General features: G+C 44.5%; 12 protein-coding genes and 1 pseudogene. 8 read left to right on the top strand and 5 right to left on the bottom strand.

From position 1 onward, the window contains the following. The 8 genes and pseudogenes from THEPK_RS11205 to ribH all read left to right on the top strand — a co-directional run. The coding region (locus THEPK_RS11205; protein WP_052315955.1) for an IS6-like element ISPfu1 family transposase at positions 1-515 on the top strand (515 nt) is incomplete at its 5' end. 7 nt (positions 516-522) lie between these two features. Then, a pseudogene (locus THEPK_RS12765) lies at positions 523-690 on the top strand (L-aspartate oxidase); the annotation flags it as partial. Next, entirely contained in the window at positions 677-1579 is a 903-nt protein-coding gene (nadA, locus tag THEPK_RS11200; RefSeq protein WP_042701985.1) for a quinolinate synthase NadA, read from the top strand. The pseudogene THEPK_RS12765 and the gene nadA, both read left to right, overlap by 14 nt. Positions 1580-1640: 61 nt before the next feature. Next, a complete protein-coding gene (gene nadC / locus THEPK_RS11195) occupies positions 1641-2471 on the top strand; it encodes a carboxylating nicotinate-nucleotide diphosphorylase (RefSeq protein ID WP_042701983.1) in 831 nt (276 codons plus the stop codon). Positions 2472-2544: 73 nt separating this feature from the next. Then, positions 2545-3588 (top strand): bifunctional diaminohydroxyphosphoribosylaminopyrimidine deaminase/5-amino-6-(5-phosphoribosylamino)uracil reductase RibD, encoded by a 1044-nt coding sequence (ribD, locus tag THEPK_RS11190; RefSeq protein WP_042701977.1) that lies wholly within the window; start codon positions 2545-2547, stop codon positions 3586-3588. Further along, positions 3573-4142, top strand: coding sequence for a riboflavin synthase (locus tag THEPK_RS11185; protein WP_042701976.1), 570 nt, complete (start codon positions 3573-3575; stop codon positions 4140-4142). The genes ribD and THEPK_RS11185 overlap by 16 nt, the downstream gene beginning before the upstream one ends. After that, positions 4123-5292 carry a bifunctional 3,4-dihydroxy-2-butanone-4-phosphate synthase/GTP cyclohydrolase II gene (locus THEPK_RS11180; protein ID WP_042701975.1) on the top strand — a complete coding sequence of 390 codons (1170 nt, stop codon included), beginning with the start codon at positions 4123-4125 and terminating at the stop codon, positions 5290-5292. Before THEPK_RS11185 ends, THEPK_RS11180 begins: the two co-directional genes overlap by 20 nt. Next, positions 5289-5750, top strand: a complete 462-nt coding sequence (ribH, locus tag THEPK_RS11175) for a 6,7-dimethyl-8-ribityllumazine synthase (protein ID WP_042701974.1) — start codon at positions 5289-5291, stop codon at positions 5748-5750. The genes THEPK_RS11180 and ribH overlap by 4 nt, the downstream gene beginning before the upstream one ends. 2 nt (positions 5751-5752) lie before the next feature. On the opposite strand, the gene THEPK_RS11170 is transcribed toward ribH, so the two are convergent. The 5 genes from THEPK_RS11170 to THEPK_RS11150 form a co-directional block, all read right to left on the bottom strand. Next, positions 5753-6340 carry an IMP cyclohydrolase gene (locus THEPK_RS11170; RefSeq protein ID WP_004067598.1) on the bottom strand — a complete coding sequence of 196 codons (588 nt, stop codon included), beginning with the start codon at positions 6338-6340 and terminating at the stop codon, positions 5753-5755. Then, positions 6337-7269 carry a formate--phosphoribosylaminoimidazolecarboxamide ligase gene (locus THEPK_RS11165; RefSeq protein WP_004067596.1) on the bottom strand — a complete coding sequence of 311 codons (933 nt, stop codon included), beginning with the start codon at positions 7267-7269 and terminating at the stop codon, positions 6337-6339. Before THEPK_RS11165 ends, THEPK_RS11170 begins: the two co-directional genes overlap by 4 nt. After that, complete coding sequence (locus THEPK_RS11160; protein WP_042701972.1) at positions 7266-7925, bottom strand: phosphoribosylaminoimidazolesuccinocarboxamide synthase; 660 nt, start codon at positions 7923-7925, stop codon at positions 7266-7268. Before THEPK_RS11160 ends, THEPK_RS11165 begins: the two co-directional genes overlap by 4 nt. Then, positions 7925-9214 carry a phosphomethylpyrimidine synthase ThiC gene (gene thiC / locus THEPK_RS11155; RefSeq protein WP_042701970.1) on the bottom strand — a complete coding sequence of 430 codons (1290 nt, stop codon included), beginning with the start codon at positions 9212-9214 and terminating at the stop codon, positions 7925-7927. Before thiC ends, THEPK_RS11160 begins: the two co-directional genes overlap by 1 nt. A 97-nt stretch (positions 9215-9311) precedes the next feature. Next, on the bottom strand, positions 9312-10013 hold the full coding sequence (locus THEPK_RS11150; protein ID WP_042699329.1) for an IS6 family transposase: 702 nt from the start codon (positions 10011-10013) through the stop codon (positions 9312-9314). Positions 10014-10151: the final 138 nt, after the last annotated feature.

The following is a 10151-nucleotide window of genomic DNA, read 5'->3' as shown; positions in this document are numbered from 1 at the left end:
AAGCAGTTTACAAGCCAAAAATCCTCGCAGTCAAAAAACAGCGAAACTTCATCGCAGTTGACGAAACAGTAATAAAAATCAACGGGAAGAAAAGATACCTCTGGGCTGCAATTGACGTTGAGAGCAAGGAAGTTTTAGCAGTCTGGATTACGACTGTTAGAAACTGGTGGGTTGCCAGGGATTTCATTCTGGTTGTTTTAAAGTCGTGTGAAGGGCAGCCTGTCTTTCTGGTTGACAGGGCGAGCTGGTATAAGTCTGCTTTTAAGAGTTTGAGGTTGGGTTATCTGCATGTGACTTTCGGGCCGAGGAACAGTGTTGAGCGCTGGTTTAGGACGTTGAAGGAGAGGACGAAGCGTTTCTGGAATAATTTCAGGGGTAAAGACTGGAGGAGGGTTCATAGGTTTGTTTTTCTGTTTGCCTTCTGGTATAATTTTGTCAGAATTCATTCTAGTTTTGGTGATCCGCCTGGTGATGTTACTGAATGGCTTCAGGAGGTGATGCCCCAGTTATCCTAACAGTATCGTCGAGGTGGATGCGAGAATCAAGCTCCTGGCAAGAGGTATTTTAGAATGTGCCTTAAAAAGGAGAGAGAGTAGAGGGGCTCACTATAGGGAGGATTATCCTTTCATGAAAGAGGAATTTGAAAGACCCAGCATTTTTCGAGGGGGTATATGTCATGAATCTGGTTGAGGAGATTATCAAGATTAAGGAAGAGAAAAACGCGATAATTTTAGCCCACAACTACCAGCTTCCTGAAGTTCAGGACATAGCCGACTTTCTCGGGGACAGCCTTGAGCTGGCGAGGAAAGCGGTGAACGTTGACGCCGACGTGATAGTCTTCGCGGGCGTCGACTTTATGGCCGAGACAGCCAAAATCCTGAATCCCACAAAGAAAGTGCTTCTCCCGACAAAGAGGGCCACGTGTGCGATGGCCAACATGCTGAAGGTTGAGCACATCCTTGAGGCCAAAAAGCGGTATCCCGACGCTCCCGTTGTCCTCTATGTAAACACGACCGCCGAGACCAAGGCCTACGCCGATGTCACCGTTACATCAGCAAATGCCACAAAAATCGTGGAGAAGCTCGATGCCGATACGGTAATCTTCGGGCCCGATAACAATTTAGCGTATTATGTGGCAAAGCGAACTGGAAAGAGAATCATCCCAATCCCTGAAGGCGGGCACTGCTACGTCCACAGGAAGTTCACCCTTGAAGACGTTGAGCGTGCAAGAGAGGAGCACCCAGAGGCAAAGCTTATGGTTCACCCCGAATGCAGTCCAGAGGTGCAAGCGAGGGCGGATTTAATAGTCTCGACCGGTGGGATGGTTAGAAATGCCTGCCAGCATGACGAGTGGGTCGTCTTTACGGAGAAGGAGATGTGCTACCGCCTGCAGAAGCTCTATCCCGATAAGAAGTTCTACCCCGCGAGTGAGGATGCCTTCTGCATTGGAATGAAGTCAATCACGCTCAAGCACATCTACGAATCCCTGAGGGATGAAAAATACGAGATTGAGGTCCCCAAAGAGATTGCTGAAAAAGCCAGGAGGGCAATAGAAAGGATGCTGGAGATGAGCGGGTAGTTAAGTATGAGGGAAACTTTTCCATTTTCTTTACCTTTACACTCAACAAGGTGGTGATGATATGGTTTCCGTTAACTATCTCCTGCGCTTCGTTGAGGAGGACGCGCCCTTCGGCGACGTCACGAGCGAGGCAGTCATACCGGAGGATCTGGAAGCTGAGGCCGTGATCATAGCAAAGCAGGATGGGGTTATCGCCGGTCTGGAGGAGGCTAAAGCCCTCTTCGAGCACTTCGATGTTAAGGTTGGGGTCCAAAAGCGCGACGGCGAGGAGGTCAGGGAGGGCGACGTTATCATCGAGCTCCTCGGTGATGCCCGGGCGATTCTGCTCGTCGAGAGGACAGCCTTAAACGTCATGGGCAGGATGAGCGGCATAGCCACGGAAGTGAGAAAGCTCGTGGAGAGGGTCAAGGCCGTGAACCCGAAGGTCAGGGTCGCCGGAACGAGGAAAACTCTGCTGAAGCCGATGGACAAGAGGGCCATCCTCATCGGTGGGGGAGAACCACACCGCTTCTCCCTGAGCGATGCGATACTCATAAAGGACAACCATTTAGCGTTGGTTCCGCTTGAGGAGGCAATAAGAAGGGCAAAGACATTTTCCATTTATAAGGTAGTTGAGGTCGAGGTTGAAACCTTGGAGGACGCGCTGAAGGCTGCTAAAGCCGGGGCCGACGTAATAATGCTCGACAACATGACACCGGAACAGATTGAGGATGTCCTTGAGGCTTTAAAGCATGAGGGGCTCAGGGAGAAGGTTAAGATTGAGGTAAGCGGCGGGATAACGCCCGAGAACATCGAGGAGTACGCGGGGCTCGACATCGATGTTATAAGCCTCGGAGCTTTAACGCACAGTGTGAAGAACTTTGACGTGAGCTTGGAGATTATTAAGGGTTGATTATTTCTTGAATGTTCCATTTTTGGAACAAAATTTTTTAAATTTGGAACATTAATCAGACTATTGATGAGTTATGAACGATGAGCACTTCATGAGGTTAGCTTTGAAGCTGTCCAAAAAAGGAGAGGGAAGGGCAAATCCAAATCCGATGGTTGGAGCAGTTATTGTAAAAGAGGATAAGATCATAGGAAAGGGCTATCATAAACGTTTTGGGGATAGGCATGCAGAAGTTAACGCTATAGAAGACGCAAAGAGCAAAGGCTACTCCCTCGAAGGAGCAACAATGTATGTCACTTTAGAGCCCTGTTCCCATTGGGGTAAGCAGCCTCCCTGTGTTGATAGAATAATAAAGGAAGGCTTCTCAAGAGTTGTAATAGCAATGGGAGACCCCAATCCATTGGTTAATGGAAAAGGCGTTGAAAAACTCAAAAAAGCAGGCATTAAGGTTAAAGTTGGTGTTCTTGAAGAAGAGGCAAGAAAGTTGAACGAAGTGTTTCTAAAGTACATAACCACAAAAACGCCCTTTGTGGCCATAAAGCTTGCTTTAACCTTAGACGGTTTTATAGCAACAAATAGCTTCTCCTCAAAATGGATTACTGGCGAAAAAGCAAGGGAGAAAGTTCAGGAGCTCAGGAAAAAGTACATGGCAGTAATGGTTGGAGCTAATACGATTCTTAAAGACGATCCAAAACTAACTTGCAGAATAGAAGGATGCGCTGAGAAGGTGAAAGTAATCCTCGATAGGCATGGATTAACTGCTAATGGAAATTTTAGAGCTTTTGAGAAAGGAAGAGTAATAATCTTTACTGAGAGCAAAAAAGAATGGAAAAACGCTGAAGTAATTAGAGAAACAAAGCCAGAGAGAATTCTTAAAATTTTGGGCGAAAAAGGAATAGACAGCGTTTTAATTGAGGGAGGGAGAATAGCATGCCAGTTCCTGCCCTTTGCTAATAAACTGCATTTGTTCTACGGTAACAAGCTCTTTGGAAAAGGAATTTCTCCTTTTGAGTGCTTAAACGTTGATAAGGTTAGTGATGCCTTTAAAGTCGAGTTTCTCAAGTTTGAAAGCTTTGGAGACAGCTTTTACGTGGAGGTAAAGCCATGTTCTCAGGGATAATTGAAACGGTTGCAAAAGCTAAATTCTCTAATGGAAAACTGTTCGTTGAAAACGTAATAAACGTAAATGTAGGGGACAGTTTAGCCATCAACGGGGCTTGCTTGACTGTCAGCGATATTAGAGATTACATAGTCTTTGACGTTGGTGAAGAGACGTTAAAAAGGACAAACTTGGCGAAAGCAAAAGTTGTTAACATTGAAAGAGCTTTGAAGCTTGGCGATAGAATTGATGGACACTTAGTTACCGGACACGTTGATGGAACCCTAAAGCTAAGAAAAATTCTAAAGAGAGGAAATACCTACTGGCTAGCCTTTGAAATGCCTAAAGAGAGATTTGCCATAGTGGAGAAAGGGAGCATAGCTCTGAATGGAGTGAGCTTGACAATCGCCAAAGTTGAGAAAAATCAATTTTGGGTTCAGGTGATTCCCTATACTTGGGAAAATACCAATCTGAGGTTTCTGAGGACTGGAGAAGAGGTAAATTATGAGATAGACGTTGTTGCAAGGTATCTGAAGAATATTCTAGGTGAGAGATATGGATTTGAAAAAGCTTAAAGAGAGCATCCTTGAAGACAAGCCTATAGTTTTAATTGACGAAGAAAGGGAAGTTGAGGCTGATTTAGTTTATCCTGCCGAGCTCGCAAATGCTAAAGTGATAAACTTTATGCTCCAAGCTAAGGGAATGTTATGTTTAACTATGGATGAAGAGGAGGCTCTAAAAAGGGGCTTTTTCAAGTTGCCTTCCAAGAACAACGAGACGAACTTTCTAATTAGTGTTGATTACACGAAAACATTCACGGGAATTAGTGCAAAAGAGAGAGCTTTAACTGCTAAAAAGATTGCTGAGGGATTAAATATTGAGCACTTCCGCTATCCTGGTCATCTGCACCTTTTGGGTGGGATTGGAATAAATAAAAGGAAGGGACACACTGAAGCATCTCTTGAGCTTGTTGAAATGCTTGGATTTAAGAGATATGCAGTAATAATAGAGCTTTTAGATGAAGAGGGAAATTCTCACAACTTTGAATTTATAAGGGCTTTTGCTAAAAAGCACGATTTGCCAATAGTTACAATCAGAGAGGTGTTTAAAGAAGTTGTAAGGAGGAAAAGCTTTGTTAAGGTTTCTGCTCAAGCAAAGCTTCCCAGCAAATACGGAACCTTTAAGATAGTTGCCTTTGAGAACGAGCTTGACTTTAAGGAACATATAGCTATAATTAAGGAACCTTATGATATTCCGTTAGTTAGGCTTCACTCAGAATGTTTAACTGGTGACACGTTAGCTTCTCTAAAGTGTGACTGTGGAAGCCAATTAGCAAATGCTCTAAAAATGATAGCTCAGGAAGGAGGAATTTTGCTCTATCTAAGGCAAGAAGGGAGAGGCATTGGTCTAAAGAATAAAATCAAAGCCTACGAACTCCAGGATAGGGGATTTGACACGGTTGAAGCGAATAAAATGCTTGGCTTTAATGAAGATGAGAGGGATTTCAGTGTTGCCTGCCAACTGCTCAAAGCTTTAGGAGTCTCAAAAGTTAAGCTTTTGACGAACAATCCAAAGAAGATTAAAGCTTTGGAAGAGTTTGGAATAGAGGTTGTTGAGGTTATTCCGATTTTTGGAGAAGTTAACGAGATTAACAGATCTTATTTAGAGGTTAAGATGCTCAAGCTTGGACACAATTTAAAGCCTCTTTTGGAGGGGAAAGAATGATTTATGAAGGTGAATATAAGGGCGAAGGCTTGAAAATAGGTATAGTTGTAAGCAGATTTAATGATTTGCTGACTAAGGAGCTTTTAGATGGAGCATTGGACTGTCTTAAGAGACATGGTGTCAAAGATTTAGACATCTTTAAGGTTCCTGGAGCATTTGAAATCCCATTTATCACAAAAGAACTAGCAAAAAAAGAGAAATACGATGCGATTTTAGCGTTAGGAGCTGTCGTTAAAGGAGAAACGTATCACTTCGATTTGGTTGCCAATGAAGTTGCAAAAGGAGTAGCCCATATAAACTTAACCTACGAAACGCCCGTGATATTTGGCGTTATAACAGTAGACGATGAAATCCAAGGACTTGACAGGGCAGGAATAAAGTTAAACAAGGGCTTTGAATATGCTCTGACCACTTTGGAAATGGCAAATTTGAATAAAGAGATAAAAAAGATTTCCTAAAGCTACTTCACTCCAATTCTGAATTTATCTCCACCATCAACGACTCCAATTGCCAGAACCGGGTGGGCAAACTCTAGTCTAAGCACTTTCTCTGCAAGATCCTTTTCATCTTTAAAGTCTAAGCTCAGCGTTTCAATACCATAAACGTTGTAGGTTGCTATGAAAAATGTCCTACCTTCTTCGAGCGTAACCCTTTTGACCCAGAACTCATCTTTTCCCGCGAAACCCAAAAATGCCCAATCTTTGTCCCTTTGGATTATCGCAGCAATCCTTGGCGTATTATATTCATCACGCTCATAATCCATAGCATCTAACACATGAATCAGAGCCTTTTTTGGGCTCTCCCACTCGAGTGCTTGGGCTATAAAGGTTGTGTGAGAGCCATTGCTAACAACTGCATAGTCTGGAAGAATTTTTACCACCGGATAGCTCACGTAGGGGTTTTCCGTCTCAGTTAAGTTCACTATGTATACCTCATCTCCTTTTATCACAGCTTTCCTATCCGGAAATGAGCGAGAGTTAAGGCGATAAAAGGCAAAGGGCTTACCATCCTTCAGCCCAACCCCCAACATCCTCCCAACGTACCTCAAGTTATCACCTCCTCTAAGCGGCCTTCATCCAATGCCAAGCAAAGTTCTTTGGCAATTCTCTGGCCCATCATGACTTCTTCACCCCAGTAAAGCGAGGAGTACCAGTGTTTGGCGTTGCTTCCACCGTCTATGCGTGAGGCAAAGCCTATGCACCTAAACTCGCCATCGTAAGCAAAGTGCAAGGCAAATGGCCCTATAACCCCTGGAGGCTCAAGGTCTTTCATGGATTCAACAAACGCCAGACCGTAGTCGTAGAGCTCCGGGAGAAGGGATTCTCTCAAGGCTATGCTTTTGTTGCCCAGTATCGTGTAGGGCAGAGGTTCGAAGGGTCTCCTCTTGTTTGCATCCGCTATTACCAACCGCTCATCAACGCCAAAGAGCTCAAGCCTCTCCAAGATTGGGGAGCAGAAGAAATGGACATAAACAAAGACACCATCAATAAAGCGCTCAATTCTGTATGGCTCTTTAACTTCGCTAAGCCTTTTTTCAAGCTCTCTTCCATAGGCAATAAAATGATCACTTCCTCCTTTGGGGCCCTCAATCCTGACGAAGTAGAGATCATCTTCCCTAACCTCGCTCAAATCAACTGCTTCGACCTGCGGTATTTTTGCTTTCTTTAGTGCCTTATCTACCAAATTGAACTTTGTCTCCCACTTTAAGAACCTCTTGTTCCCGAAGAACTTCCCTTTGCTTTTTTCAATTGCCTCAATGCCAAGATAAGCAACAAAAGACCCGTGTGGAACTATTATCCCATCGTCGTCAAGTATTGCTTTCATATCCGGCGTTACAATGAGCTCATCAATTATCGGGAGCGAGGAATAGAAGTTCTTCCTCTTTGGGGAAACATATAGGCGAGTTTTGAAGCCTTCTTTCTTTGCACCCTGGACTATTTGAAGCGAAGAATGAGAGGCTATCGTCGAGACGATCATCCAATCACCCCCAGAAGTTCTTCCTGCTTCAAAACCCTCCCATCTTTCTTTACCCTCATCGTATCGCCACTTATTTCATCAATTACTAAGAGCCCTCCTTTCCTCCTCCCAAACTCAAGTTTGAAGTCCAATATCTCCAGCCCCTTGTTTCTGAAGAATTCCCCCAAAATTTGGGCAACTTTTCTTGTCGTTTTCTTCATTTCCTCAATCTCTTTCCTCGAGGCTATACCAAGCTTTTCAATTGCCTCCTCGCAGATTAAAGGGTCGCCAAGGGCATCACTTTTCAGTGTGAACTCAACAATGTCAAGCTCCTGAAGAGGTTTGATAATCTCTCCGTAGCGCCTCAAGAAACTGCCATAGGCTTTGAAACGATAGATGACCTCAAGGGGGATTCTTTCTGTCTTTAGGAACTTTGCTCTCCTTTTATCGATTCGCTCGACGAAGTGGGTCTTTATGCCGTTCTTTTCCAACAGTTTGAAGAAAAATTCCGCTTGTTTTAAAACAGCGCTTCCCTTGCCTTCTCTTTCACCAACTACCTCGTTCCCGCCTGTGTCTTCTTCTCCATTGAAACCTAAGAGGCTGTCCTTGAAGTAAAAAATTAGGAAGTCACCGTCCTCGTAGACATCCTTGGTCTTTCCTCTGTAAATTAAACGCATTAAACCTCACCCTTTCCCCTAAGCATGCTGTTTATGAGCTTTATCGCACATAAATCCCCGCACATACTACAGGCTTCGGTTGAGGTCGGCCGTTTGTTCCTAATCTCCAAAAAGCGCTCCTTGTCCACAGCTAGTTCAAACTGCCTTGTCCAGTCTAGGAAGCCTCTTGCAAGGCTCATGAGGTAATCTTTCATGTAATCTTCGCTAAAGCGGGTTAGGTTCACAGCATGGGCAGCAAGCTTAGTGGCTATTACCCCAAGGCGAACATGTTCCTTATCCGGTAATCCCAAGTGCTCCGCTGGAGTTACATAGCAGAGAAAGTCTGCTCCGTGCATAGCGGCAATTGCCCCTCCAATCGCTCCAGCGATGTGGTCATAGCCCGGAAAGATGTCCGTAACAATTGGACCAAGGACGTAGAAGGGAGCGTTATCAGTCGCGACTTTTGCAATCTTTATGTGCATTGGAATCTGGTCTATCGGAACATGGCCTGGCCCTTCAACCATAGTTTGAACTCCAAAATCCCTTGCCCTCTTCACAAGCTTTCCTATGGTATAGAGTTCGGCTATTTGAAGCTCATCTCCAGCATCTGGTAAACCACCGGGTCTTAGGCCATCCCCTAAGCTGAGAACAACATCGTATTCCTTGGCAAGTTCCAGAAGGTAGTCGTAGTTCCTGTAGAACGGGTTTTCCTCTCCCCAGTGGAGTATCCACGCTGCCAAAAACGTTCCACCGCGAGAGACCATGCCGACTATTCTCTTCGTGCGCTTCATTTTTTCAACAACTTCTTTGGTTACGCCCACATGTATGGTGACGTAGTCGACTCCGTCTTTAAAGTGCTTCTCTACGGCATTCCACATATCATCCTCGCTCATCTCTATAATTGCCTTCCCTTTTGCGAGCATCTCTTCAGCCGCTTGGTAAATTGGAACTGTTCCAACAGGAACGTCAACGGCCCTCATAATTCTCTTCCTTATGGCATCGAGGTCTCCACCAGTGGAGAGGTCCATTATTGTGTCAGCACCATACTTCACTGCTATCTTGGCCTTTTCTATTTCCGCCTCAACGTCCACTATATCTCTAGAGGTCCCGATGTTGGCGTTTACCTTTACTCTCACGCCCATGCCTACGGCAACGGGCTTTACCCAATCGTGACGCACATTGCGGAAAATTACAGTATAACCTTTTGCAACACTCCTTCTAAGCTTTTCTGGGTCAATACCTTCCTTTTCAGCCACAAACTTCATCTCCTCAGTAATTACACCCTTCCTTGCCTCCTCCATTTGGCTCATGTTGATCACCATAACTTGGTTATAATAAAGTTTTTAAATTCCAAAACTCAGTTTTTACTGGAGTTTTAAAAGATTTACGGGTGAGGGGAAGATATTGTCAGGATAACTGGGGCATCACCTCCTGAAGCCATTCAATAACATCACCCGGAGGCCTATCAAACCTAGAATGAATTCTGACAAAATTATACCAGAAGGCAAACAGAAAAACAAACCTATGAACTCTCCTCCAGTCTTTACCCCTGAAATTATTCCAGAAACGCTTCGTCCTCTCCTTCAACGTCCTAAACCAGCGCTCAACACTGTTCCTCGGCCCGAAAGTCACATGCAGATAACCCAACCTCAAACTCTTAAAAGCAGACTTATACCAGCTCGCCCTGTCAACCAGAAAGACAGGCTGCCCTTCACACGACTTTAAAACAACCAGAATGAAATCCCTGGCAACCCACCAGTTTCTAACAGTCGTAATCCAGACTGCTAAAACTTCCTTGCTCTCAACGTCAATTGCAGCCCAGAGGTATCTTTTCTTCCCGTTGATTTTTATTACTGTTTCGTCAACTGCGATGAAGTTTCGCTGTTTTTTGACTGCGAGGATTTTTGGCTTGTAAACTGCTTCTGCTATTTTTTGAATGGCTTCCCAGACGGTTGTGTGGCTGATTCCGAGGATTCTGGCGGTTTGCCTGTAGCTTAAGCCGTTTAGGTACAGGGTTATTGCCCTGATTTTCTTTTCTGGTGGGATTTTGTTTCGGCGAAAAGGTTTTAAGGCTGAAATTAATCGGTTGATAATGGTTTCGGCTTGCATGTTCCCCCCTTTCTTTTTCTGTGGTAGTGTCTGGGATTTAAACCTGACGCCCCACTGCTTATCCTGACAGTATCGAGGGGAAAATGCTCAAAGACGTTGAGATAACCAGGGCCATAGTGGAAAGTTACATGAAGGAGC

This window comes from Thermococcus sp. PK (assembly GCF_000430485.1).
GTDB lineage: Archaea > Methanobacteriota_B > Thermococci > Thermococcales > Thermococcaceae > Thermococcus_A > Thermococcus_A bergensis.
Note: the sequence above shows the minus strand (reverse complement) of the source record. Positions and strands in the feature narration are given on the sequence as shown.